The sequence below is a fragment of the Vibrio rotiferianus genome (assembly GCF_002214395.1).
GTDB classification, from domain to species: domain Bacteria; phylum Pseudomonadota; class Gammaproteobacteria; order Enterobacterales; family Vibrionaceae; genus Vibrio; species Vibrio rotiferianus.
Genome location: NZ_CP018311.1, coordinates 1,787,004 through 1,811,480, shown reverse-complemented (window position 1 = coordinate 1,811,480; position 24,477 = coordinate 1,787,004). Strand labels below are relative to the sequence as shown.

The following is a 24,477-nucleotide window of genomic DNA, read 5'->3' as shown; positions in this document are numbered from 1 at the left end:
CTCCCAATTAACGTTGAGATACTTTTTGGATAGCGTCGGCAACGTAAGGAATATGAGTTTCGGTCAAACCAGCGATGTTAATACGACCATCACCGACACCATAAATACCATAATCTTCACGCAGTTGCGCCATTTGGTTTTCACTAAAGCCTAGCACAGTAAACATGCCTTTGTGGCTCTCAATGAAATCAAATTGATCTGTATTATGGTTATTTCTCAACTCGTTACATAAAGTTTGACGAAGATTCAGCAAGCGTTGCTGCATTTCGCTTAGCTCTTGTTTCCAAACTGAAGTCAGATTTGCATCTTGCAGGATCGTTTTTACCAATGCGGCACCATGGTCTGGCGGCATCGTGTAAGTCGAACGCGCTAATGTTAGCAGCTTGCCTTTCGCGTTTGCTACATCCTGGGTGTTCTTACCGATCACAATCGCAGCACCAGTTCGTTCTCGGTACAGGCCGAAGTTTTTCGAACATGAAGTTGTGATCAGCATTTCTTCAACATTGTCAGCCATAAAGCGGAGACCTTTTGCATCTTCCTCTAGACCGTCACCAAAGCCTTGGTACGCAATGTCGACAAACGGCGTAAAACCGTTTCTTTGCGAAAGTTCGGTGATCGCTTGCCACGCAGAGAAATCAATATCCGCACCCGTTGGGTTGTGACAACAGCCGTGCAGAAGCACAACGTCAGAAGGGCCTGCTTTAGATAGGTCTTCCAGCATTTTCGCCGTATCAACTTGTTTCGTTTCTGGTGAAAAGTAATGGTAGAACTTCACTTTCAGTCCAGCTGCTTCCATTACTGGCTTGTGGTTTACATAGCTTGGGTTTGAAATCCAAACTGTCGTATCTGGTTGTGCAACCTTCATTAGGTCACCCAACATACGCAATGCTCCACTCGCACCAGGCGTTTGAATAGCGGCTACACGATCCATTGCTGACGTATCCGTCAGAAGAAGATCGATCATGCTTTGGTTGAATTCTTCACAGCCTGCTAGACCAACGTAAGATTTGGTCTTTTGATTTTCGATAACCACTTCTTGCGCCATCTGAATGGCTTTCATGATTGGTGTTTCGCCGGCACTGTTTTTGTACACGCCAATACCAAGGTCAACCTTGTTTGGACGTTCATCGCCGCGGTATGCGACGGAAAGAGATAAAATAGGATCTAATACGGGAGTTGGTAGATTAGAAAACATGAAAGTCATAACCCTTTGAAATTCAAGTATCGAACCTCACGGTAACACTTTCGTTAAAAATGGCGAAACTATTTTTCACTCATTTCGCCAATTAGAGTACAAAATTCTGGTGACTGCGGAATTTTATGAACTCAATCGTTCACAAAAAGTACAATTCACTCATCAAAGTGCGAATCAAGCTTTCCGTTTTTCCTAAATTCACGTGGCGTCATGCTCGACCAGGCTTTAAATCGCGTACTGAAGTTCGCCCCTGTTGGGTACCCTACTATCTCGCCTATATGCTGAATTGACCATTCAGTTGACCGCAATAAACGCGCCGCGTATTCCATTCGCATGCGGGTTAGGTGCGCCATTGGGCTTCGTCCAAACTGCTGCTGAGTCAAACGGTGTAGGTGTGGTTCGGAACATGGGTACAACGCAGCAAGTTGTTCAACCGTCCAGTCTTTGTGAAGCTGCCTTTGAACCAAGTCATACACACGACGCAGTTTTAATTGATTACGTGATATAGAATCTGAATGTGGCATGTTCAGCATGAGTTCGAGCTGAGCAACGCTATGCGCGCCCACCTCACCGCCATAATCGATAGGCAGATTAATACTACGTAATAGCGTTTGAATGCAGGAATACATCACTTCTGGTGCAGATGTAAGTTGATATTCGATTTCTTCATTCACCATCGGCCATCCTTTATTTTGAGAAAGGAATACCCACGCGATTTGCCACGTTTCATCTTCCATTCCAAAGCCATTTTCAATGCCCGCGGGCACGATCACTAACGATCCTGGCTCCAGATCATAGCGGCAGGCGCCGCTCTCTAACCAGCCTTTGCCACGGACAGTGTAAAGCAACATGTGTTTCTTCTGGTTTTTGCGGTAAACAGAAAAGAACTCTCGACAAGTGGCGATACCACATTGGACGATCCCCCTTTCTTCGAGGGCAAGGACTCGCGTATGGTCAACGAACTCTTGGTAGGTCTTCTCTGAAATTGTGTAACGTTCTTGCTTTTCTTCCATGATTCGATGGCTCACAAGTGCACTAAGGGCAAGCGTCCTCTATCAAACAATCGACAGACACTGGATAGTTTGACAAAACTTTTGGATGTATTTGAAAAATACAACGTCAAATCATGGGGATAAACTACTCGCATTGTTCTTAAAGGAGAAATGCGATGCTCTTAACACGCGAATACATAGACAAAGCATTTTGGAAAAAACTGGTTGCAATTGGCGTTCCTGTGTCACTGCAATCCATGTTGTTTTCTCTGCTGGGTGCTGTAGACATTTTTATGGTGAGTCAACTTGGTGAATCAGCCACTGCAGCTGTTGGTGTTGGCAACCGAATCTTTTTCTTTAACTTGGCCGTCGTATTCGGATTGTGTGGCGCAGTGACGGTATTAGCGTCTCAATATTATGGCTCTGGCAACATGCCTGGTATACGTCGAACACTTGCCCAATCTTGGTTTATTTCGATGCTTGTTACCTTACCATTCATTTGGCTGTATGTGGTTTATGACAAAGAGATTGTCTCATTCATGGCTGATGACCCTGAGTATGTTAGCTATGCTCGTGAATATCTGGTGGTGACTGGATTGAGTTTATTAGGCACAGCTGTCGTGGTACCTATTGAGTCAGTCTTGAGATCAGTAGGCGAAGCAAAGATGCCAACTTATGTAAGCATTGCTGCCATCGTTGTGAATGTCTTCCTCAATGCGGTTTTAATCTTTGGTTTACTTGGGTTCCCACAATGGGGCGTATTTGGAGCTGCTGTCGGTACTTTTATCTCGCGCTTTTTCCAAACTGCAGTGCTGGTTTACTTCTTTTGTCGTCGATATTCACATCTTCTCCCTACTCGTTCAGATTGGCTTGAAGGGACAGTAAAGAAGTACCGAAACAAATATTTCAAAGTGTCGATGCCAATGTTGATCCACGATGCGTTGTGGACCGGCGGCTTGATTGTCTACAGCATTATTTACGGTCAATTAGGTGTCACGGAGCTTGCGATTATCTCTTTCCTATCCCCGATTGAAGGTGTATTGATTTCAACCTTTATGGGATTTGCTGTCGCTGCATCCGTGCTGCTGGGAAATGACATTGGTGCTCAAGAATATGACCGAGTGGAGAAAACCGCTTGGTGGTATGTGTTTACCAGCGCTGTGCTTGCAACAATATTATTCTTAGTCGTTTGGGCGTGTTCACCATTGATTTTGAACTTACTTGAGATGAGTCCACTTACCGATAAGCAAATGGCACTAAATGTATGCTTGGTGTTAGCACTAGGTATGATTCTGCGAGTGTTCAACATGGTCGGCATCGGCGGCGTGTTGAAAAGTGGCGCAGATATCCGCTATAGCATCTTCATCGACACGTTTGGTCAATGGGCGATTGGTATTCCGCTCACTTACTACACTGGAATGGTATTAGGTTTGCCACTGCACTGGGTGTTGATGTCCCTACTTGTTGAGGAACTAGTGAAAGGCATTCTGACCACTCATCGCATCCAGTCTAAGCGATGGATTAATAACATGGTTGAAGATGACTCTGGAGTGACAGCGTAACTACAAGATTATGCTATGTTTATACAAGCAAGAGCTAGCATAACTCTCTGTTTATAATGAATAGCTTTAAAGAACTCACACCAAAAGGGCACATTCGAAATATACGAATGTGCCCTTTTCTTATTTGGACCTTGCTCGAAATTGAAACACTAGATATCCGTAAAACGATGGATAATTTGATTCGAGCTGCCTCGCCATTCTAGATTGAGGTCTCGTTTATCTTGCTCATATTTGCCATCAATTAATGTGTCGATGTATTGCGTCACTTCACGCTGTTCATCGTTTAGCTCTTCAAGCGTGTAACCCGTCCAAACCCAAATATCTTTGCCTGGGCACTCTTCTCTTACCCGTTTCACGAGCTTAAGAATATGCGGCACGTTTGCTGGATGCAGAGGATCACCGCCAGACAGAGATAAACCACGGCGTTTGATGCGCATGTCGTTTAAGTCTGCGATAATTTTATCTTCAGCTTCTTGCGTGAAAAACACACCCGAGTCCAAACGTTGTGTCGACTGGTTATAACAGCCGCGACACTGGTGTACACAACCCGACACAAACAGCGTGCAGCGTGTACCTGGTCCGTTAACAACGTCGATTGGATAATATTGGTGGTAGTTCATAATCGTGCCTTGTTTTGCTGGCTAGAAAAGAAAATCAACCCACGACAGGTTGATTTTCATTATTTGGGTCTGAGTTTAAGTAAACCTTACAGGTGCTTAACTCGACGCTTAACTTCTTCTTGTTTACCGAAGTTAAACGGACGTGCATCTGGGCTGCCTAGGTAACCACAAACGCGGCGTGTTACTGACACTTTTGTGGAGTCATGGTTGCCACAGCTTGGGCAAGTGAAGCCTTTACTTGTACAGTCAAACTCACCTCTGTAGCCACACTCGTAACACTCATCAATTGGTGTGTTGGTACCGTAGTAAGGGACTCGGGTATAACTGTAATCCCATACGTTTTCTAAAGCTTCAACGTTACGCTGCATGTTCGGGAACTCACCGTAACAAATAAAGCCGCCGCTTGAGATTTCTGGGTAAGGCATCTCAAAGTCGATCTTGTCGTATGGGTTCACCTTCTTCTCTACATCTAAGTGGAAGCTGTTGGTGTAGTAGCCTTTGTCTGTCACACCTTTAATTACACCAAACTCTTTTGCGTCGATGCGGCAGAAACGGCTGCATAGGTTTTCACTTGGTGTTGCGTATAAGCTGAAACCATAGCCAGTTTCATCAGCCCAGCCATTAACCGTATCTTTTAGGTGCTTGATGATAGCTACTGCTTTTTCACTCAGAACCGCATCGTCGTATACGTGCGCTTCTGTACCGAATAGCGCGTTGATTGTCTCGTGTACACCGATGTAGCCAAGAGAGATAGATGCTCGACCATTCTTGAAGATCTCTGCGATAGAGTCATCGGCTTTTAGGCGAACACCACACGCACCTTCCATGTATAGGATTGGCGCTACACGTGCTTTCACGTTTTCTAGACGCTGGATACGTGTCTCTAGTGCTTTACGAGCAAGGCGAAGACGATCGTTTAGTAACTCGTAGAACTTCTCTTCACTTCCGTTTGCACGGATAGCGATACGAGGAAGGTTCAAGCTCACTACGCCAAGGTTATTACGACCTTCGTGGATTAGCTCACCGTTCTCTTCATAGGTACCTAGGAAGCTACGACAACCCATTGGCGTTTTAAATGAACCTGTCACTTCTACTACTTTGTCGTAGTTAAGAATATCTGGGTACATGCGTTTTGTCGCACACTCAAGCGCAAGTTGTTTGATGTCGTAGTTTGGATCTTCTGATTTGTGGTTCAAACCATCTTTAATACCAAATACCAGTTTCGGGAATACCGCTGTTTTACGGTTTTTACCTAGACCAGCAATACGGTTCTTCAGAATAGATTTCTGGATAAGGCGAGATGCCCAACTTGTACCAAGACCGAAACCGAACGTAACAAACGGTGTTTGACCGTTTGCGGTATGCAGCGTGTTTACTTCGTATTCTAGAGATTGGAACGCGTCGTAACACTCTTTCTCTGTACGCGCTTTTGCAAACTCTTCAGGCTGCGCAATATCCCATTCTTTAGCGATCTCTAGGTGTTTCTCATAGCTTGTCATTACGTACGGTTCTAGTACTTCATCAATACGGTTGATGGTTGTACCGCCGTAGATATGGCTAGCTACTTGAGCAATAATCTGTGCTGTTACCGCTGTTGCTGTTGAAATTGATTTTGGCGTATCAATCTCAGCGTTACCCATTTTAAAGCCATGAGTCAGCATACCTTTCAAATCGATAAGCATGCAGTTAAACATTGGGAAGAACGGTGCGTAATCCAAATCGTGGTAGTGGATATCGCCCACTTCGTGCGCTTGAACCACATCACGTGGAAGGATGTGTGTCTTCGCGTAGTGTTTCGCTACAATACCTGCCAACAAGTCGCGTTGAGTCGGAATTACTTTGCCGTCTTTGTTCGCGTTTTCATTGATTAGGTCTAGGTTGCTTTCTTCAATCAAACCTTCAATTTCGCGCGTCAGTGCGCTTTGCTTCTCACGCGCGATGTCGCGATCGTGACGATATTCAATGTACGAACGTGCAAGTGACTTGTAAGGACCTTGCATGAGTTCATTTTCGACTAGATCTTGAATCTCATGAATGTGAACCTCATCGTGACCCTGTAACTTAAGCTCAACAGCAAGCGCAACATTTAATGCATGAATTGCGATATCTTTGTCTTTTTTCTCCGCTGCAGATTCCACTGCTGATTGAATACGATCCCTGCTAAACGGAGCTCTTGAGCCGTCACGCTTGATTACGATTGGTTTCACTTTTTCTCCTTACCCAGAATGTTCACAGACTTATCCACAAACACACTATATAGGGCTAATTTTTATTCGACTGACACAATATATTGTGGCGTATTTAACGAGAAGCACCAACTGAAAACATTGATTTTGATCAATAAAAATTGGCTAGCGGATAAGATCAAATCGATCTTATCGGAGTTGATCTCAGTTGCGAAGAAAACTGTGAAAATTGCAAAATTGGAGCGAAATCCACTTGCTTTTTTTAGAGGTCTTATAGGATAAAGGATGGAAAGGAATGCGCTAAAAAATAGGAGTGCAACAGACCAAAATGCGATCACTTTTTGTTACGACGATATTACTTTTTAGTTCTTTTTCATTTGCTCAAAATTCAATCAAATTAACCAGCTGGAATATTGAATGGTTATCTATAGATGGCAGTAAAGTTTCTAGAACATCACAAGATTTTGAAAAACTGAACCACTATGTGGATAAAACCCAGGTGGACATTCTTGCTTTCCAAGAAGTAGAAAGCGCCGCTGCTATACAAAAAGCCGTTGGTAATAATTTCACTATCTATCTGTCTGATCGCGCTAACAAGTCTAACCAACATCTTCAGTTCAACGACACCAATCAGTACACGGGCTTCGCAGTACGTAGCGGTGTGAGTGTGTTAGATAAGCCCGATTTTTCTATCACACGAGTCAATAGCAAGCTGCGCTTCGCTAGCTACCTTGTTTTGAATCCAAATCAAGATGAAGAGACTCACCTACTCTCTGTACATCTAAAAGCGGGTTGCAGTGGCGCGTATCGCAATAACCGCGATTGTAAGATTGTGAAACAACAAGGACAGGCGCTAGCCAAGTGGATAAAAGCGCGCGAGGACAATCAACAACAATATGTCGTGCTGGGCGACTTTAACCACAACCTAAGTTATCGAGGTGATTGGTTATGGGAAGTGCTATCGGACAATACCGATGCAAAGCTAGTGACCAAAAACACCAAAGCGGAATGTAAGGTGCGTTCTAATCGTAATCCGAATAAAACCCACCAATTCCGCTCAGTGATAGACCACATTATTGTGAGCGGTGATTTAAATGCATCTTCTGGTGTACAAACCGTTTTCAAAACACAAGATGTGCTTGACTATAAACTGAGTGACCATTGCCCGGTTTCTACGACGCTCACTTTTTAGCATTGAAGAACTCTTTCTAGCGCTGAAAAACTCTTTAGCCATGAACCATTCTTTTGGCGGTGAACGAACCGACCAGCATCGCTGCAATAAATAGCAGGGCTTGCGTGTTGCCAGTGAAAAGGCTGGCAACCGCAGGACCCGGACACACTCCCAACAAGCCCCACCCGATACCAAACAGTGCCGCACCAACAACCAACTTTTTATCTATCGCTTTTGAAGTCGGACATATGATCTCGTCACCAAACACAGATTCATTTCTTGGCTTTATTAATAGAAGATAAGCAGGAACGAAAATAGCAAGAGCCCCGCCCATAACAAAGGATAAGCTTGGATCCCATGCACCTGTGATATCAAGAAAACCAATCACCTTTGCCGGGTCAGCCATACCGGAAATCACCATACCAATACCAAAAAGAATACCAGAAAATGCAACGATGGAAATTTGCTTAACATTTTTCATAACGACACTATTCCTCACGATACTAGCAAGACGGTTAACATGGCTGTTGCCATAAAAGTACACGTCGCGACAACAGAACGGACAGAGAAACGCCCCATCCCACAGATACCATGACCACTCGTACAACCATTACCTATACGGGTACCGATTCCGACAAGTAAACCAGCAACGACAACCAAACCAAGAGAACCGCTATACTCAGTTGGTACGTGTCCGCCAAGGGCATAAACGGCAAAAACACCGCCCAATGCCATCGCAATTAAGAAGACTATTCGCCAAACACGGTCTGCATTCTCAAGTGCACCATTTAAGATCCCACTAATTCCAGCAGTCTTACCAGTAAATAACATCAATATAACTGCCGATGCGCCAACCATTATGCCGCCTAATAACGACATCCAAGGAACTTCAAACATAGCTACCACCAAAATAAAGTTTGAATTATTGCTTACAGAAAACTTGGTTAAACGCTTCAATAAGCGGCCCAACTCTTTCATCTGAAATAGAATAGAAGACGTGCTGAGAAACCTTGCGGGCTTTGATAATGTCGTGTTTTCTCAAAACGGTTAAATGTTGTGAAAAAGCAGATTGGGTTAAAGTAGAACCTTCAAACAACTCTCCAACCCCTTTTTCGCCCTCTATCAGCTTGCACATTACGATTAAACGCTCTGGATGAGCCATAATTTTAAGTAGATCACTCGCTTCAGTTGCGCTTTGTAGCATACTGTCGCCCATTCTTATGCCCCCTCATCAATACGTTAAATTTTATTAGATATTACTAATTAACATCATTAAGTCAATGCTAATGTAGAATAAATAACATTAGACACTGCTAATTTATTTAAGTAAGGTGTAGGCGTTTTCGATCATTCAGTAGGAGAAATCCATGAGCAAAATCGTGATTATTGGTGGCGTTGCTGGCGGTGCGTCTGCAGCAGCTCGTGCCCGTCGTCTTAGTGAAGACGCAGAAATCATTATGTTTGAACGCGGTCCATTTGTTTCTTTCGCAAACTGTGGTTTGCCATACCACATTGGTGGTGACATCCAAGAACGCAGCAAATTACTACTTCAAACTCCGGAGAGTTTTTTAACCCGCTTCAACGTAGACGTTCGTGTGATGAACGAAGTGGTTTCAATTAATCGTCAAGACAAAAGCGTAACCATAAAGAACTTACTTGATGGTTCTGAATACCAAGAAAGCTACGATTTTCTTCTATTAAGCCCTGGTGCAGGTCCAGTTGTCCCGCCTATTCCGGGCATTGACAACCCACTGACGCATTCTCTGCGTAACATCCCTGACATGGATGGCATCATCAAAACAATTGAGACTAACAAAGTTGAACATGCAACGGTTGTTGGTGGAGGGTTTATTGGCTTAGAAATGATGGAAGCATTCCACCAGCTAGGCGTGAAAACCACATTAGTTGAAATGGCGGATCAAGTAATGACGCCAGTAGACCGTGAAATGGCTGGCTTCGCTCATGCCGAGATTCGTGAGAAAGGCGTCGACCTACGCTTAGGCGTTGCCCTTTCTTCGGTCGAATACGTTGCGAACCAATCTGTCGCTAACACAGAAGCAGGTGAAGATGATGAGCATCAACACCTGCAAGGCAAACTAACACTATCACTCAACAATGGTGAGCAACTGGATACCGATATCCTGATCATGGCGATTGGTGTGCGTCCTGAGACAAAACTCGCACAAGAAGCGGGTCTACAAATTGGCGCCCTCGGAGGTATCTACACCAACGAATACATGCAAACCAGCGATCCCTCAATCTATGCGGTTGGTGATGCAGTCGAAGAGAAAGACTTCGTAACTGGTGAACAAACGCTTGTTCCGTTGGCAGGCCCAGCAAACCGTCAAGGCCGTATGGCGGCAGACAACATGCTTGGTCGCCAAGAAACTTACCAAGGAACACAAGGTACTGCGATCTGTAAGATCTTTGATTTAGCAGTGGCTTCTACCGGTAAAAATGAGAAACAGCTTAAACGTGAAAGCATCGCTTATGAAAAAGTGTATGTTCATGCCGCAAGCCATGCTAGCTACTACCCTGGTTCAGAAACTGTATCATTCAAAATGTTGTTTGATCCTGCATCCGGCAAGATCTTAGGGGCGCAAGCCGTAGGTAAAGATGGTGTCGATAAGCGAATTGACGTAATGGCCGTAGCTCAACGTGCTGGAATGACGGTAGAACAGCTTCAGCATCTAGAATTAACTTATGCGCCACCGTATGGCTCTGCAAAAGACGTGATTAACCAAGCAGCTTTTGTTGCCAGCAACATCATTAAAGGCGATGCAACTGCGATTCACTTTGATGAAATCGACAACCTGTCAGAGGACCAAGTTCTGCTTGATGTTCGTAATCCGGGAGAATTGGAATCTGTAGGTTTCATTGAAGGCGCGATCAATATTCCTGTCGACCAACTTCGCCAACGTATGAATGAACTGCCGAAAGACAAAGAGATCGTGATTTATTGTCAGGTCGGTTTACGCGGTAACGTCGCTTATCGTCAACTGGTCAACTCAGGGTTTAAAGCACGTAACCTACTTGGCGGTTACCGTACTTACAAGTTCGCAAACGCTTAATCTCTGATTCTAAAAATCTAAGGTTTAGGGCTGAAAATAAAAAAGGGGCACGTAATGTGCCCCTTTCTACATTTCGGATTCGACCAAATGAATAATTCTGGTCGCTTTTTCGAAGTGGTCGAGTTGATGAGTTTGAATCCACCAGGTTGCGGCTTCCATCAATAGCTCAGGATTGTCATTCTTATTAGCGAAAAAGGCATAAAAGGACACACCAACATTGTCGCCTTTCTGCTCTATTTTCTTCCTACACACCTGAATGATTTTGTTTCTTAACGCGAGGTTCATTGCCTTTCCTTTTCTCTTTGCCGAAGCAAAATTAACCCAAAAACAGAATAACTGTATTTATATACAGTTATTAATGGTAAGACAAATAAACATAATCATCTAGATGAATATTCTCGCGCGCAGGCCTAACACCCAAGTACTACTTTTGTTCGAAAATGCAGGATCTTTGATGTACTGAATATCCGGTGTGATTTGAATGTAATCGTTCAACTGCATGTTGTAGTAAAGCTCGGCGGTAAATTGTTCAGAGTCATCCACACCATAAGCGTGTTCTAGATTATCGTTAACATGGCTCCAGTTAACCGCGAAGCCGAGGTTGTTGGTTGGCTTACCTAAACCAAAGTAACCAATCCCCGCTGTTAGAGAGCGATCATAAAGCGCCACATCACCTTCAGAGAAACCACCACGAATAAATGGCATTAATTGCTCTGTTGCAAAGTAACTTGCTGAGAAGTTAATCCCCTGCCCGCTGTCTTTATTCGTCAAGTTATGCTGGGTATCACCATCCAAATGCCACGCCGTTAGGTGGACGTTATCGGTATAGATTTGATCTTGAGAAGCCGTCCAACCCAGTTCAAACGTGGTAAACAATTTATGATCGTTGAATAAGGTGTCGAAGCCATCAAAAGGCTTGTCTGAACGACCTTTACCATCAGCCACACCAGCAACCATATAGAAGTTATCTGTCAGCATGTGTCCAACGGCTAAGCCAAGAATACCATCATCAGGCAGACCAATTGCCCCTCCACCTGTACTGAAAGCAAGGTTAGTAAAACCTGTCCAAGGACTGGCTAATGCATATGTATCAACATAGTCACTTGTATCTAAAAAGCCGACCATGAACGCGGTTTTTCCACCATTCAGTTGCTGCTGCCAGTAAAGGTTGGTTAAACGCGCGCCTTGATCGCTATATGCAGAACCAATCATGCCCGCGTAACCTAACCCGTTACCGATAAAGCTAAACTCTTTTGGCGATAATTCACTGTAAGCATGGCGGTGTTCCACTTTCCAAACCAATCCACCAGTATTACCAGATTCAAGACCAACCAAATTCCAACTACCATAAAAACGCGCTACGCCAGCACTTGCGGCATCTTCACCGGCACGTTGTGGGTCAGAGGCAGTTAAGCCAAGCGCTTGGTAATCCAAACCAAACGTTAAGTTATGCTCTTCGGCCAGCGACTCTCGCCATGTACGTTTTTCGCGAGTGTTTTCTGTAATGGTATTGTCTACCGAATTTGGGCTACCGAAGTTTGCCGCGTTAACCGATGACGCCACTACAAGTGAAAGAGCGATAGAACTAAGCTTTGGAACAGTTACTTTCATATCTGGCTTCTCATTAAGTTGATGTATACAACAAGAGTTTAATGATTCAGATTTTTGAAAATTGCCATTAAGCGACAGCTCACTGCTTTCTGGATTTTCTGTATTCGATTCTTACTGATAAGGTCGAATAGAGACATCATCCATTTGGTAAATAGTCTCTACGTTTGCAGCTCCATCCGAATAAGATACATCCGCTTTGGCCTTTTTAATGTGCAGATCCCCTTTAACCCAAATAGGTTCGTAAAGAGATGTGAGCTTTAGGCCTTTCGGGTAATCGACTAATACAATCTGGTTTGCTGGTGGTGGTGGTGTATGGATACAAGCGCCCATGGTTGGAACAAGAAAGAATTTTGTGACAACGTCATTTTTAAATTCTACAGGCGTTACAAAACCAGGAATTTCATACGTTTCTTCTGTTAGTGTTACGTTTGGCGTCGACGCTAGCATGCGACGATGTTGAGTAATTTCTTTGCGCTTTTTGAACAGCCATTCAATATCTAGATCGTCCGCTTTTAAGCTATCTTCCAACTCTTTCATGGTTTGCTTTTGCTGGTCATTGAGATTTTGAGAATCGCGATACCTAGCAAGAGAACCAAGTTCGAAAAGCTGTTGATCGGTGAGTTTTACAAATGGGTCTTCTATTTGAGGAACATTCACCGGCAGCAGTTGCTCCCAGCTCAATTGATCGGCAGATACATTCGATGAAGCTAGCAAAACTAAGCCAGCCAATAGGTACTTCTTCATACGTTCCCTTGAATAGGTTCTTTGTCTTTTTGAGAAAAATTTGGGGACAACCTGTGCCCCCAAATAGTCGAAAGAGTTTACTACAAGGTGTTCTTGTGGATCTTGCCGTCTTTCATAATTACTTTGAATTTATCTTGGTAATCGTTAAGAATTGTGATGTCTTGCAGAGGATTTCCGTCCACCAGCACAACATCAGCATAAGCCCCCGGCTCTACCACGCCTAGTTTTCCGTATTTATAAGGGTTCATACCACCCGACCAGCTCAAGACTTCCGCTGCGTTCGATGTGCCCATTTTCATGATCTGATACGGCGTAAACCCGACTTTTTCCATCCATACCATATTATCTGCTTGGCGTGTATTGTAAGCCGGACCAAACATATCGCCGCCCGTCACAATCAACAGGTCGTATTTACGTGCCCATTCAAACATTTGTTTCGCGCCTTCGTTTACCTTGGTCGCTTTGGCTTTTTGATCTGGACTGAAGAAGGTGATCTTTTCAGGTTCGGCAAACGCTTCGAGAGACATCACCGCTTGTGCAGAAAGTGCCACACCCTTTTCTTTCATTCGCTTAATGGTTTCTTCGGAAATTAAGAAGTTATGCTCAATCACTTTTACGCCAGCATCAATGGCACGGTTAACCGAACGATCATGATAAGCGTGTGCCATGACATAAGTGCCGTAATCTTCGGCTACGCCTACAATCGCTTCCATTTCTTGTTTGGAGAATTGCGTCATGTGAATTGGATCGAACTCACTCGCAACACCACCGCCAGCCATGATTTTAATTTGAGTTGCTCCTGATCGAAGGTTCTGACGTGCGGCTCGGCGAGCTTCCGTTTCGCCATCGACGATATAGCCAAAACCATGACGTTCAAGATCATCAACACGCCCAGGAACATCGTTAAAGCTGCCTGTATCCGCGTGACCACCAGTTTGGCTCAAGAAACCGCCAGCTGGGAACAATCTCGGCCCTTCAAGCAAACCATTGTTGATTGCTTTTGCTATTCCAAGAATATTACAGCCAGCGTCACGAGCGGTTGTAAAGCCTTGGTCGAGATACTGCATCATCGAAACGTGAGCACGAGCGCCCATCGCCATTTGGTCATAACCGTCTCGGCCTACCAACATACCCTCCTGAATACACATGTGGGAGTGCATATCGATCAAGCCAGGAATCATGGTTAAGCCCTCACCGTTAATCGTCGTAGTCTTCTTGTCGGTTTTAATTGGCTTCGATGAGATTTCCTTAATCATGTTATCAACGACTAAGACGTTCTGGTTTTGAAGAAGCTTTTCATCCGTACCATTAAAAACATCCACGTTAGTAAACAGTGTCGAGGCTGCATTCGCGTTTAAGGAAAATGCACAAGATAGCGCAATGAAAGAAAGGTTCTTCTTAGAAATTGTCATTATTACACCTACGTTTTTTGGATAGTTGGGGTCCATTTCCTATAACTTCCCTGTAAGAACAGTGGTGTTATGAGGGCGCCTGATTCAGTGATAACCAAAAACAAATAATCACCAAATACAAAAAGTACATATGAAACAGACGGCTTACGTTAAAACTAGGAGTAATAATGAAGAAGTTCAAGCAGGGTTAATTGCCTTTACATGACAACATGCGGATATTGTTATAGAAATGTGACTTAAGTCGAAAACCTCCGATTATTCAGAGGCTTAATGTGTTACGTTTCATTTAGCGGAGGGGCTCAACAAAGACTGACGATATGCTTTAGGCGTGAGATTCATCATTCGCTTAAACGCACGGGTGAAATGAGCAGAATCTGAATAGCCTGTTTTGAGCGCAATGTGCGTGATACTCAGGTCACGATCTGCTAACAGTTCTAGTGTTTGTTTAAGCACTAGTCCTTCAATCACTTCGCGATAAGTTGTGTTCTCATTTGCTAGGCGTCTTTGAATGGTTCGAGCATTCATATCAATCAATTCACCAGCAAACTGAATCGAGATTTTACCCATAGAGAGGTATGGGGTTAGTGCTCTTGCTAAGGCGGCACTAAACTTATCGTCATCACCACGAATAGCTGTATGATGAACGGCTTGTGATGGCGAAAAAACTATCGCTTTATCAATCCATTCATTAGGAATAGAAATTGCGGTAACGGGGCGTCCAGTAAAAAACTGGGCACTTTTCATTCCCGGGAGTTGGTGGAACGGCTCTGCTTCGACATCTTGGATTCCGACTTCTGCTAGTCTCCATTGCGTACCAATCAACTTCTTCAACAATTCATTCATAAACATGGCGGAGAACATTTCTGCATAACGAAACCATTCTCTTTCTGCGTCCTGCTTTTCTCTGACGAGCCACCATTTACCGCCACTAGATTGGACAGAAATACTGACGTTATCGGAGATCTGTTTTAGCAGTTCAGAGACTTCTTCTAATGCCGCTTTAAGTGAGTGCGTTTGGGTAATTTGATTGGCAAACCTAGGAACGTAGATGTCGTGGCAAAGCGTCCAAGTTAGCAAGGCAAACTTCTCAGGCGATGCACGCTCACCTAAGGTTTGGAATACTGACTTTAGTGCACTTTCCGGAACAAACGTATCAAGGGAATTATTGGACAGAATATCTTGTGGCATACGTGCGGTTTCAAGTAAGGAATGAATATCGCCATCGAGTTCATTGAGCATCGTGGCAAACAACTTTACTTCTTCCGAGTGGACCAAAGGGATATCTGTATTGGGCATGCAAGCTATCATCTTAAAATACCGAGGATTATTCTAGTTTATGCACAAACGTCCATGCTGTCATTAGTCGTGCCCTAAGTGCTATGTGATATTGAGAGACGACTCACTCAGGGTTAGACGAGTCTATTCGTCTAGATATGAGAACATAACTCTGCAGCCATATTAATACTTGCCAATTCACGCCATATATACTTGTTCGCACTTCTATTTATAGAACTATGAATGTGACGATTTTCACGCTTTCAGGTTCAATTTTAGTTTTCTAGGAATTTTTCCTAGTCGATCTAAGCCCTCCTCTCATGTGGTTCAAAAGCGGACTCTCTACAATCGCCGACAGTTAAAAGAAAGCGAGCACGCAAGTGCATCACACTAATACAAGAGAGTTCACGATGTTAAAATTCCTTGAACAAGTCCGGAAGCCTACCCTAGACCTTCCAGTCGAAGCGCGTAGAAAAATGTGGTTCAAACCATTTATCCAATCTTACCTAGTGGTATTCATTGGTTACTTGACCATGTACCTGATCCGTAAAAACTTCAACGTCGCACAAAACGACATGATTTCTACTTACGGTTTGTCGATGACAGATCTAGGTTTGATTGGTCTGGGTTTCTCGATCACTTACGGTATCGGTAAGACCGTGGTTTCCTACTACGCCGATGGTAAGAATACCAAGCAGTTCCTTCCTTTCATGCTTATCCTTTCTGGTCTGGCAATGCTTGGTTTCAGCTTCAGCATGGGCGGTGGCAGCGCGAGCTTGTTCTTGATGGTGGCGTTCTACGCACTAAGTGGTTTCTTCCAAAGTACTGGTGGCCCTTCTAGTTACTCGACCATTACTAAGTGGACGCCGCGTAACAAGCGTGGTTCTTACCTAGGCCTTTGGAACATGTCTCACAACGTAGGTGGTGCAGGTGCTGCTGGTGTCGCTCTGTTTGGTGCTAACTACTTGTTCGACGGTCACGTAATCGGCATGTTCGTATTCCCTTCTATCATCGCGATCATCGTTGGTTTCATCGGTATGCGTTTTGGTAATGACTCTCCAGAAGCATATGGTCTAGGTAAAGTAGAAGAGCTATTTGATGAAGCAGTCAGCGAAGAAGACGAAGCGGCTGAAGAAAATCAAATGACTAAGAAAGAGATCTTTGTTGAGTACGTTCTGAAAAACAAAGTAATCTGGCTACTTTGCTTCGCAAACATCTTCCTTTACATCGTGCGTATCGGTATCGACCAATGGTCAACGGTTTACGCATACCAAGAACTTGGCCTATCAAAAGAAGCTGCAATCTCTGGCTTTACCCTATTCGAAGTGGGTGCGTTAGTCGGCACATTGATGTGGGGTTACCTGTCTGACCTTGCAAACGGTCGCCGTGCGTTAGTGGCTTGTGTTTCTTTGGGTTTGATCATCGTCTCACTTGAGTTCTACCAACACGCAACCAGCGAGTTCATGTACCTAGCGTCGCTATTTGTTCTTGGCTTCCTAGTGTTTGGTCCTCAACTTCTTATCGGTGTTGCTGCGGTTGGCTTTGTTCCTAAAAAAGCAATCAGTGTTGCAGATGGCGTCAAAGGCACATTCGCTTACCTAATTGGTGACAGCTTCGCGAAACTGGGTCTTGGTATGATTGCGGATGGCACACCAATCTTTGGTCTAACTGGTTGGAAAGGTACGTTTGCTGCCCTAGATACCTCCGCCATGATTTGTATTGTTTTGCTTGCTTTCGTAGCTATCGCGGAAGAGAAAAAGATTCGTCAAAACAAGAAGAAGCTTGAACTCGCCGAAAACCAAGCTTAACCAACTCGCGCGCTTTGCCAGTCAAAGCGCGCGAGATCATTAAATAAACTGGGACAATTTAGTATCATTGTAGGTTTTTATTGAGCTCTCTATATCAAAGGTGCCAAAGGATTGTCTCCTATCTCGCGCCAATTGGTATTGAGCTCATTTTCGTTTGTGTATTGCTGAAGTTTGGTATTTAAGATGATTAACGTAGCGCTTGTCGATGACCATGTCATTGTTCGTTCTGGATTTGCTCAGTTGTTGAGCCTTGAAACAGATATGAATGTTGTAGGTGAATTTAGCTCGGTAGCAGAAGCTCGAGTGGGATTACCTGCGTGCAAGCCAGATGTGGTTATCCTAGATATCTCGATGGCAGACGAAAGTGGGCTTACCCTACTCTCCGAAATCCCCTCAGGCATTGCTTGTATCATGCTAAGTGTGCATGACTCACCCGCAATGGTTGAAAAGTCACTTAAACTCGGTGCGAAAGGTTACCTAAGTAAACGTTGTAGCCCTGACGAGTTGATTCAAGCCGTAAGAACCAGTGCTTCAGGCGGTTGTTACCTAACGCCCGACATTGCGTTAAAGCTCGCAACACCAAGTGACAAAGCGGCGACGCTGACTCAACTGACTCGCCGAGAAAACGAAGTGTGCCAATTGCTGGCTCGTGGCTTGGATGTGAAGTCTATCGCCACTGAGCTTGGCTTAAGCCATAAAACGGTTCACGTTCACCGTGCAAATGCCATGGATAAGCTTGGCGTAAAGAACAACGTTGAGCTCGCCAAACTGTTCTCGCAAGAGTCGTTTTAATGCGTAGCTACACCATCACCTCCATTTGCGGTTTGTTCATGACAGGATGCTCGTGGTTCTGTCTGTGGGTGATCGCTTATTACTTTGTAAACGATGCCGAACTGGCGATATTGTTGTTTCCCTTCGCGTTGCGTTTGGGTCTAACACTGCACACGCGCACAAAGTATTGGACAACGATTTATCTCGCCGAATGGGGATTGACCGTTGCACTGGCTCTGCTACTTGAGCAGCCACAATGGTTGATGGTATTGGTGGCAAGTGTGTTGAGTATTCCCGTGGTTTACCTTGCTAAGCGTTATTACAAAGGCGATCAGAACCAGCATTTAGCGGTGATGGCGGTCGTGTTGCTCGTGACGTCTTGCATCAACGTACTTGCGGTTGGTTATCACGTCCAATCTGTCTACATGGCATGGTTAGCGAGCATTGCTGGCGGCTTGTTGGTGCTGCCGATGTGTTACTTGCTCTGGAATTATCTCTTCCAAAGCCCTTGGTCACCGCTGACCTCGAACTTGTTAGCCAACGAAGTTCAATTCAAAGTTCGTCATATTCTGCTTTATAGCGTGCTGTTGGTTGCCAGCATTTTGGTTCAAACCAGCTTGCCTGATGAACTGGCTCGATTTGCACCTTTCTGTATGGCAATCCCAATCATTGTGCTTGCGCTACGCTACGGCTGGCAAGGTGCACTGCTTGCGACCATGTTAAATAGTATCGCGCTGATTGCTGCGCGAAGCGGTGTTTCGAATCTGGAAATCACTGACCTTCTGTTATCCCTTTCGGCACAAACCCTAACTGGCATCATGCTCGGTTTAGCGGTGCAGAAACAAAAAGATCTTAACCAAAAGCTTCGTGGCGAATTGTCGAGAAACCAAACCTTGTCCCGACAACTCATTCAAGCGGAAGAGTCGGTACGCCGTGACGTGGCAAGAGAACTGCACGATGAGATTGGTCAGAACATCACAGCGATTCGTACCCAAGCCAGCATCATTAAGCGCGTTGATAACGCAGAAATGAACACGCGCTGTGCCGACATGATCGAGAACCTCTCACTCAATGTTTATGACACCACCAAACATCTACTGAGCAAACTACGTCCGAAAATGCTCGATGATTTGGATTTGAAAGATTCCGTTCACCAGTTAACCCGTGAAATGGAGTTCGACAATCATGGCACTCGCGTTGTACTTGATTGGCAAGGCGACTATGAGTCTTTGGGCGACACGCTAAAAGTCACCCTATTCCGTTTATGCCAAGAAGCGTTAAACAACGCAGCTAAATACGCGAATGCGACGTCTATCGTAATCGAGCTGTCTATTGACGAGAACATTTCGTTGAACATCGCTGACAACGGCATTGGTTTCAAAACCGAAGACTGCATGAAAGGCATGGGCGTTCGCGGTATGCAAGAACGTGTGCAAGCGCTTGGTGGAAAAATGTATATCTACTCTTTGAACGATCATGTGGATGGCACACAAATCGCCATCACATTACCTAAGGTGTAACGAGCATGTTTGGATTATTTCAGTCTCCGAGCTACAACCAAGCTCCCCTTAGCAAAGGCCAAGTGGATGAACGCTATCGTTACTGGCGTCTGCATATCATGCTGGGCATGTATCTTGGTTATGCGGGCTTTTACTTCACTCGTAAAACCTTTAACTACGCTGCACCAGCGATGATTGCTGATTTAGGTTTAGATAAAGCCGATATCGGTATGATTGGTACGCTTTTCTACATCACCTATGGTTTATCGAAGTTTATCTCGGGCACCATTTCCGACCGCTCTAACCCTCGCTTTTTTATGGGTGTCGGTTTAATCGCGACGGGCCTTATCAATATCGCGTTTGGCTTCTCTAGCTCTTTGGTTGCACTCGCAGCACTGTGGGTAATGAACGCTTGGTTCCAAGGTTGGGGTTGGCCTTCGTGCTCTAAGTTACTTACCACTTGGTATTCACGCTCAGAACGTGGGTTCTTGTGGGCAATTTGGAACACTGCTCATAACGTAGGCGGCGCTTTGATTCCCCTACTTGTTGGGTTTCTCACATTCCATTACAGCTGGCGAGAAGGCTTTATCGTACCGGGCGTTATCGGCGTGATTCTTGGTGTGGTTGTTTGTTGGCGCTTGCGCGATAAACCGACCACTCAAGGACTGCCAACGGTTGGTCAATGGCGTGATGACAAGTTAGAACTGGCGCAAGAAAATCACGGGCAAGGTCTTAGCTACAAAGAGATCCTCAAACAATACGTGTTCAACAACAAGTACATTTGGTTGCTCGCGTTCAGTTATGTTCTGGTTTACATCGTGCGTACCGCCATCAATGACTGGGGTAACTTGTACCTGACAGAACAACACCACTACAGCCTAATCAATGCTAACGCTGCGCTGTCGATGTTTGAGGTTGGTGGCTTTGTTGGTTCTCTAGTAGCCGGTTGGGGCTCGGATAAATTATTCGGTGGTAACCGAGGTCCAATGAACCTGTTATTTGCAGCAGGCATATTTCTATCTGTTGCTGCGCTTTGGTTGATGCCGTTAACCAACTTTGCCTTTCAAGCTGCGGGGTTATTCTCGATTGGTTTCTTCGTGTTTGGCCCACAAATGTTGATTGGCATGGCGGCAGCGGAATGTTCACACAAAGATTCCGCTGGTGCAGCAACGGGCTTTGTTGGTTTGTTTGCTTACATGGGTGCAGCACTTTCTGGCTACCCATTGGCATTGATTCTTGAAGAGTACAGCTGGACTGGTTTCTTTATCACAATCTCGGTATGCGCAGCCGTTATTGGCTTGTTGTTATTACCGTTCTTACAGGCTCAACCTTCCAGAAAGCCGCTCGCTCCCAAGCTTAGGTTGTAGACACATCATTGTAGAAGCGACTTCTACACCTCTTAGGGTGAGTTAACCGCTCACCCATCTAATCTCCACTATTTTTTGCTTCCGATTCAGTTCGGAGGGTTTTCTACGGGTAAAATTCATGAATTCGAATACTATTTCATCAAAATGCTTCTTCAAAATGGACAATAAGATCCAAAACTACGACTGGGGAAGCCGCACGGCTATCCACGATTTATTTGGCTTTGCTAACGAAGCACAACAACCTCAAGCCGAGGTTTGGATGGGCACTCATCCCAATGGTTGCTCTATCGTTAAACAAGGAAGTACCACTGCTTCGAGTACAATTGTTTCGTTATCAGAATTGATCAATCAGGATCCGTCAGCGTTTCTATCGCAAAGCACGGCTGAAGCCTTTGGTGACTTACCTTTCCTCTTCAAGATTCTTGCCGCAGATAAAGCGTTGTCGATTCAAGTGCATCCAAACAAGCAAGATGCAGAGCTTGGTTATGCAAAAGAACAACAGCTAGGTGTACCGCTAAATGCATTTAATCGTAATTACAAAGATGCCAACCACAAGCCAGAACTAGTTTACGCCCTAACAGAATACCAAGCGATGAACGGCTTTCGTCCGTTTGATGAAATCATCGCTGAGTTCCGCCTGTGTGACATTCCTGAGATTAACGGCTACCTAGAACAGTTTGAGCGTAACCCTAACCAAGACGGCTTGTGTCACTTCTTCGTGGAGATTCTTTCTATGGAAGAAGCACGTAAGGTTAACGCAGTCGATCACTTATTAAGTTACGCAGCAGCCAACCAAGCACGCCCCGTGTGCGAATTGATTTTAGACCTTGCTGAGCAATACCCGAATGATGTGGGTTTGTTTGCTCCGTTACTGCTGAATGTTATTACGCTCAAGCCGGGGGAAGCTATGTTCTTAAGCGCAAGAACGCCTCATGCGTACATTAAAGGTACCGGTCTGGAAATTATGGCTAACTCAGATAACGTACTTCGCGCTGGTTTGACACCAAAACACATGGATGTGGAAGAACTGGTTAAGTGCACCGACTTCATTCCAAAACCAATGAACACGCTACTAACTAAAGCAGAAATCAAAGGCTGTGAGCATCACTTTCCTGTTCCTGTGCAAGACTTCAAGTTCTCTGTGTTCCAAGAGCCAAAAGATCAACAAGTCGAGATGAGCAGTGCGGAAATCTTGATGCCGATAGATGCGGACGTAACACTACTCGCACAAAGCGGTGAAACATTAGTACTTGGTAAAGGGCAATCGGCTTTCATTCCTGCTTATGTGGGTAGCTACACAATCCGTTGTGAAGGTCGCGTTGCTCGTGCATTTAATGGCTAAGTTCATTACCTCTTAAAACAAAAATGGCGGAGACTCTTCAGCTCCGCCATTCAAATCACTCCGTCTTATATCTAGCTCTGCGCTTGAGCCAAACGAATACTCACCAAACTTGCCACCATGATGGCCAAGTAAAAGCTCCCTACTATCGCCTCGAAGAAAACGAAGAACTGAGCCACTGGAACCGTTGGTGAAATGTCACCATAGCCCACTGTCGTCAACGTAATAAAGCTGAAGTACAAGGCATTAAACAAGTTCGACAGCCAAGGTTTTGCTTCTAATCCAGTGAAAGAACTCGGGAAGAACTCCAACACCAACAAGTAGATCACCGCCCACGCCAGTCCTAAGAGCAGATAGATACAAATCGAACCTATGATGTGGTTTGTCGTTACTGACTTGGTTAATACCACCTGCTTTAGCGCCGAGTATATGTGCGAAAACAAGAACACCAATAACGCACCTAGCGTCAAAATGGACAGATCTAAATGCTCTAAAAACGACATACCATAGGAGATGACGGCAACAATCAGTAACACGCCATACCATGTTCGATTGGATTTGTTTTTCTTGTTGATGCCTGCAATCGAAGCACCTAGCGTCACCACCAAAAGAGCAAGAACAAATTCTTGCCCGTCTGGATAGAACTGGTGCATTACAGCACAGCCGAAAAACAGCGCGATCAGTGCAAAAAACAAAAAGTAAAAGTTATCTTCCCTAGTCATAGACTTCATGAGTCCACCTCTACTTTATCTTCCTCCTTCGCTTTTTGCTCAATGCTTAGTGCTTTGTTTGCTTCAGTGTCATCTTCTTCTAACCAGTTCACCATCAATTGATAAGTCAGACTCAGTACCACGGCACCGACAAAAAGACCAACGATGCCAGACATTGCCATACCACCCAGTGCACCTAGCAGTGTCACAAGCATCGGTGTGTCTGAACCACGGCTTAGAAGAACAGGTTTAAGTACCGCGTCGCTTGCACTAACCAAGATACACCAAACGAAGAATATGCAAGCAACCAGTGTCGATTCGACGCTAAAGACGTAAATAATCGCAGGAATCAGTGCCAGAATCGGTGGCAGTTGAACAATCGCAATCAGAATTACGGCAACCATCCAAAGTGCAGCAGCAGGAACGCCAACCGCGACCATACCGACACCTGCCATGACAGATTGAATCAAAGCAACGCCAATCACACCTTGAACCACACTACGAACGGTCGATTTTGAAAGATCAATCAACGCTTCACCTTTCTTGTTGGTGAGGCGGTCAGCCAACTTGGTAAAACCTTTCTGGCAAGCTTCTGCATTACTCATGAACGCCCCAGCAATCATGGTAGAAATAATGAATTGAACAAAACCACCACTTACCGAGCCAACAATTGAGGCAGCTTGAGAAATAAAGCCTTTCACTTGTTCGCCATACTTAACTAAGAAGCCTTCCATGTTGGTCGATGCGTAGTTAATCGCAACGAACAGCTTGTCGCCCACGACAGGGATCTCTTTTATGCTTTCTTGGGGCTTAGGTATGACTAAAGTGCCATCTTGTAACCCTGTGACGACCTCGGTTCCACTGGTATAAAGACCGGATGAAAGTGCAATAAGGGGGACTAAAAGTAACAGCACACCGATGGTACTGAGGAGCGCACTCGCCTTGCCTTTTGAAATGCCTAGGCGATTATGAAGGGATATCATGACTGGGTAGAGAGCAATGGCAATAATGCCACCCCACACAACCAACATAATGAATGGACTGAGGATAGAGAAACACCACCAGATCAGTAACGCTACGGCTCCGATCTTGATAGCGGCGTCTATCGCCTGTTTAGAGAAATCATTTGAAGCTTTCATAGCGT

Annotated in this window: 22 protein-coding genes; 8 read left to right on the top strand and 14 right to left on the bottom strand. The window is 44.8% G+C overall.

Annotation, left to right across the window (positions count from 1 at the left end):
• Positions 1 to 7 precede the first annotated feature (7 nt).
• Positions 8 to 1,195: an amino acid aminotransferase gene (locus BSZ04_RS08360; protein ID WP_010451748.1), complete on the bottom strand. Its 1,188-nt coding sequence runs from the start codon at positions 1,193 to 1,195 to the stop codon at positions 8 to 10.
• 155 nt (positions 1,196 to 1,350) lie between these two features.
• A complete protein-coding gene (locus BSZ04_RS08355; protein WP_088880151.1) occupies positions 1,351 to 2,208 on the bottom strand; it encodes an AraC family transcriptional regulator in 858 nt (285 codons plus the stop codon).
• A 155-nt stretch (positions 2,209 to 2,363) separates the two neighbouring features.
• On the opposite strand from BSZ04_RS08355, the gene BSZ04_RS08350 reads away from it, so the two are divergent.
• A complete protein-coding gene (locus BSZ04_RS08350; RefSeq protein ID WP_088880150.1) occupies positions 2,364 to 3,749 on the top strand; it encodes an MATE family efflux transporter in 1,386 nt (461 codons plus the stop codon).
• A 149-nt stretch (positions 3,750 to 3,898) separates the two neighbouring features.
• On the opposite strand, the gene nrdG is transcribed toward BSZ04_RS08350, so the two are convergent.
• Entirely contained in the window at positions 3,899 to 4,369 is a 471-nt protein-coding gene (gene nrdG / locus BSZ04_RS08345) for an anaerobic ribonucleoside-triphosphate reductase-activating protein (RefSeq protein ID WP_088880149.1), read from the bottom strand.
• Between the two features lie 86 nt (positions 4,370 to 4,455).
• Entirely contained in the window at positions 4,456 to 6,576 is a 2,121-nt protein-coding gene (gene nrdD, locus BSZ04_RS08340) for an anaerobic ribonucleoside-triphosphate reductase (protein WP_088880148.1), read from the bottom strand.
• Between the two features lie 307 nt (positions 6,577 to 6,883).
• On the opposite strand from nrdD, the gene BSZ04_RS08330 reads away from it, so the two are divergent.
• Positions 6,884 to 7,747 (top strand): endonuclease/exonuclease/phosphatase family protein, encoded by an 864-nt coding sequence (locus BSZ04_RS08330; protein WP_088880147.1) that lies wholly within the window; start codon positions 6,884 to 6,886, stop codon positions 7,745 to 7,747.
• A 34-nt stretch (positions 7,748 to 7,781) separates the two neighbouring features.
• Here the strand turns inward: BSZ04_RS08330 and BSZ04_RS08325 are convergent, their stop codons facing one another.
• The 3 genes from BSZ04_RS08325 to BSZ04_RS08315 are packed head-to-tail and all read right to left on the bottom strand — an operon-like array spanning position 7,782 to position 8,942.
• Entirely contained in the window at positions 7,782 to 8,207 is a 426-nt protein-coding gene (locus BSZ04_RS08325; RefSeq protein ID WP_088880146.1) for a YeeE/YedE family protein, read from the bottom strand.
• A 14-nt stretch (positions 8,208 to 8,221) separates the two neighbouring features.
• The gene (locus BSZ04_RS08320; RefSeq protein WP_231896272.1) at positions 8,222 to 8,623 is read right to left on the bottom strand and encodes a YeeE/YedE family protein; all 402 of its coding nucleotides are present in this window, start codon (positions 8,621 to 8,623) and stop codon (positions 8,222 to 8,224) included.
• A 25-nt stretch (positions 8,624 to 8,648) separates the two neighbouring features.
• Positions 8,649 to 8,942: an ArsR/SmtB family transcription factor gene (locus tag BSZ04_RS08315; RefSeq protein ID WP_010451739.1), complete on the bottom strand. Its 294-nt coding sequence runs from the start codon at positions 8,940 to 8,942 to the stop codon at positions 8,649 to 8,651.
• Positions 8,943 to 9,093: 151 nt separating this feature from the next.
• On the opposite strand from BSZ04_RS08315, the gene BSZ04_RS08310 reads away from it, so the two are divergent.
• Positions 9,094 to 10,797 (top strand): FAD-dependent oxidoreductase, encoded by a 1,704-nt coding sequence (locus tag BSZ04_RS08310; protein ID WP_088880145.1) that lies wholly within the window; start codon positions 9,094 to 9,096, stop codon positions 10,795 to 10,797.
• Positions 10,798 to 10,863: 66 nt separating this feature from the next.
• Here BSZ04_RS08310 and BSZ04_RS08305 read toward each other — a convergent pair whose 3' ends face one another.
• From BSZ04_RS08305 to BSZ04_RS08285, 5 genes are all read right to left on the bottom strand, one after another.
• The gene (locus BSZ04_RS08305) at positions 10,864 to 11,082 is read right to left on the bottom strand and encodes a DUF6500 family protein (RefSeq protein ID WP_071236322.1); all 219 of its coding nucleotides are present in this window, start codon (positions 11,080 to 11,082) and stop codon (positions 10,864 to 10,866) included.
• A 99-nt stretch (positions 11,083 to 11,181) separates the two neighbouring features.
• Positions 11,182 to 12,408, bottom strand: a complete 1,227-nt coding sequence (locus BSZ04_RS08300) for a carbohydrate porin (RefSeq protein ID WP_088880144.1) — start codon at positions 12,406 to 12,408, stop codon at positions 11,182 to 11,184.
• Between the two features lie 111 nt (positions 12,409 to 12,519).
• Positions 12,520 to 13,152, bottom strand: coding sequence for a DUF3299 domain-containing protein (locus tag BSZ04_RS08295; RefSeq protein WP_088880143.1), 633 nt, complete (start codon positions 13,150 to 13,152; stop codon positions 12,520 to 12,522).
• An 80-nt stretch (positions 13,153 to 13,232) separates the two neighbouring features.
• A complete protein-coding gene (locus tag BSZ04_RS08290) occupies positions 13,233 to 14,564 on the bottom strand; it encodes a metal-dependent hydrolase family protein (RefSeq protein ID WP_088880142.1) in 1,332 nt (443 codons plus the stop codon).
• Positions 14,565 to 14,846: 282 nt separating this feature from the next.
• Positions 14,847 to 15,860 (bottom strand): helix-turn-helix transcriptional regulator, encoded by a 1,014-nt coding sequence (locus BSZ04_RS08285; protein ID WP_088880141.1) that lies wholly within the window; start codon positions 15,858 to 15,860, stop codon positions 14,847 to 14,849.
• 389 nt (positions 15,861 to 16,249) lie between these two features.
• On the opposite strand from BSZ04_RS08285, the gene uhpT reads away from it, so the two are divergent.
• From uhpT to manA, 5 genes are all read left to right on the top strand, one after another.
• Positions 16,250 to 17,647 (top strand): hexose-6-phosphate:phosphate antiporter, encoded by a 1,398-nt coding sequence (gene uhpT / locus BSZ04_RS08280; protein WP_038883142.1) that lies wholly within the window; start codon positions 16,250 to 16,252, stop codon positions 17,645 to 17,647.
• Between the two features lie 183 nt (positions 17,648 to 17,830).
• On the top strand, positions 17,831 to 18,439 hold the full coding sequence (uhpA, locus tag BSZ04_RS08275) for a response regulator transcription factor UhpA (protein WP_088880140.1): 609 nt from the start codon (positions 17,831 to 17,833) through the stop codon (positions 18,437 to 18,439).
• Complete coding sequence (gene uhpB, locus BSZ04_RS08270) at positions 18,439 to 19,938, top strand: signal transduction histidine-protein kinase/phosphatase UhpB (protein WP_088880139.1); 1,500 nt, start codon at positions 18,439 to 18,441, stop codon at positions 19,936 to 19,938. Before uhpA ends, uhpB begins: the two co-directional genes overlap by 1 nt.
• Positions 19,939 to 19,943: 5 nt before the next feature.
• Positions 19,944 to 21,284 carry an MFS transporter gene (uhpC, locus tag BSZ04_RS08265; RefSeq protein ID WP_088880138.1) on the top strand — a complete coding sequence of 447 codons (1,341 nt, stop codon included), beginning with the start codon at positions 19,944 to 19,946 and terminating at the stop codon, positions 21,282 to 21,284.
• Positions 21,285 to 21,402: 118 nt separating this feature from the next.
• A complete protein-coding gene (gene manA / locus BSZ04_RS08260; RefSeq protein WP_088880137.1) occupies positions 21,403 to 22,626 on the top strand; it encodes a mannose-6-phosphate isomerase, class I in 1,224 nt (407 codons plus the stop codon).
• A gap of 71 nt (positions 22,627 to 22,697) precedes the next feature.
• On the opposite strand, the gene BSZ04_RS08255 is transcribed toward manA, so the two are convergent.
• Both BSZ04_RS08255 and BSZ04_RS08250 read right to left on the bottom strand, forming a co-directional pair.
• A complete protein-coding gene (locus BSZ04_RS08255; protein ID WP_088880136.1) occupies positions 22,698 to 23,354 on the bottom strand; it encodes a potassium channel family protein in 657 nt (218 codons plus the stop codon).
• A complete protein-coding gene (locus BSZ04_RS08250; RefSeq protein ID WP_088880135.1) occupies positions 23,351 to 24,472 on the bottom strand; it encodes an AI-2E family transporter in 1,122 nt (373 codons plus the stop codon). The genes BSZ04_RS08255 and BSZ04_RS08250 overlap by 4 nt, the downstream gene beginning before the upstream one ends.
• Between the last annotated feature and the right edge of the window lie 5 nt (positions 24,473 to 24,477).

Excerpts from the sequence above, each read along its gene's own strand:
- BSZ04_RS08360 (WP_010451748.1), bottom strand. The coding sequence starts at position 1,195 with ATGTTTTCTAATCTACCAACTCCCGTATTAGATCCTATTTTATCTCTT.
- BSZ04_RS08355 (WP_088880151.1), bottom strand. The coding sequence starts at position 2,208 with ATGGAAGAAAAGCAAGAACGTTACACAATTTCAGAGAAGACCTACCAA.
- BSZ04_RS08350 (WP_088880150.1), top strand. The coding sequence starts at position 2,364 with ATGCTCTTAACACGCGAATACATAGACAAAGCATTTTGGAAAAAACTG.
- nrdG (WP_088880149.1), bottom strand. The coding sequence starts at position 4,369 with ATGAACTACCACCAATATTATCCAATCGACGTTGTTAACGGACCAGGT.
- BSZ04_RS08330 (WP_088880147.1), top strand. The coding sequence starts at position 6,884 with ATGCGATCACTTTTTGTTACGACGATATTACTTTTTAGTTCTTTTTCA.
- BSZ04_RS08325 (WP_088880146.1), bottom strand. The coding sequence starts at position 8,207 with ATGAAAAATGTTAAGCAAATTTCCATCGTTGCATTTTCTGGTATTCTT.
- BSZ04_RS08320 (WP_231896272.1), bottom strand. The coding sequence starts at position 8,623 with ATGTTTGAAGTTCCTTGGATGTCGTTATTAGGCGGCATAATGGTTGGC.
- BSZ04_RS08315 (WP_010451739.1), bottom strand. The coding sequence starts at position 8,942 with ATGGGCGACAGTATGCTACAAAGCGCAACTGAAGCGAGTGATCTACTT.
- BSZ04_RS08310 (WP_088880145.1), top strand. The coding sequence starts at position 9,094 with ATGAGCAAAATCGTGATTATTGGTGGCGTTGCTGGCGGTGCGTCTGCA.
- BSZ04_RS08305 (WP_071236322.1), bottom strand. The coding sequence starts at position 11,082 with ATGAACCTCGCGTTAAGAAACAAAATCATTCAGGTGTGTAGGAAGAAA.
- BSZ04_RS08300 (WP_088880144.1), bottom strand. The coding sequence starts at position 12,408 with ATGAAAGTAACTGTTCCAAAGCTTAGTTCTATCGCTCTTTCACTTGTA.
- BSZ04_RS08295 (WP_088880143.1), bottom strand. The coding sequence starts at position 13,152 with ATGAAGAAGTACCTATTGGCTGGCTTAGTTTTGCTAGCTTCATCGAAT.
- BSZ04_RS08290 (WP_088880142.1), bottom strand. The coding sequence starts at position 14,564 with ATGACAATTTCTAAGAAGAACCTTTCTTTCATTGCGCTATCTTGTGCA.
- BSZ04_RS08285 (WP_088880141.1), bottom strand. The coding sequence starts at position 15,860 with ATGCCCAATACAGATATCCCTTTGGTCCACTCGGAAGAAGTAAAGTTG.
- uhpT (WP_038883142.1), top strand. The coding sequence starts at position 16,250 with ATGTTAAAATTCCTTGAACAAGTCCGGAAGCCTACCCTAGACCTTCCA.
- uhpA (WP_088880140.1), top strand. The coding sequence starts at position 17,831 with ATGATTAACGTAGCGCTTGTCGATGACCATGTCATTGTTCGTTCTGGA.
- uhpB (WP_088880139.1), top strand. The coding sequence starts at position 18,439 with ATGCGTAGCTACACCATCACCTCCATTTGCGGTTTGTTCATGACAGGA.
- uhpC (WP_088880138.1), top strand. The coding sequence starts at position 19,944 with ATGTTTGGATTATTTCAGTCTCCGAGCTACAACCAAGCTCCCCTTAGC.
- manA (WP_088880137.1), top strand. The coding sequence starts at position 21,403 with ATGAATTCGAATACTATTTCATCAAAATGCTTCTTCAAAATGGACAAT.
- BSZ04_RS08255 (WP_088880136.1), bottom strand. The coding sequence starts at position 23,354 with ATGAAGTCTATGACTAGGGAAGATAACTTTTACTTTTTGTTTTTTGCA.
- BSZ04_RS08250 (WP_088880135.1), bottom strand. The coding sequence starts at position 24,472 with ATGAAAGCTTCAAATGATTTCTCTAAACAGGCGATAGACGCCGCTATC.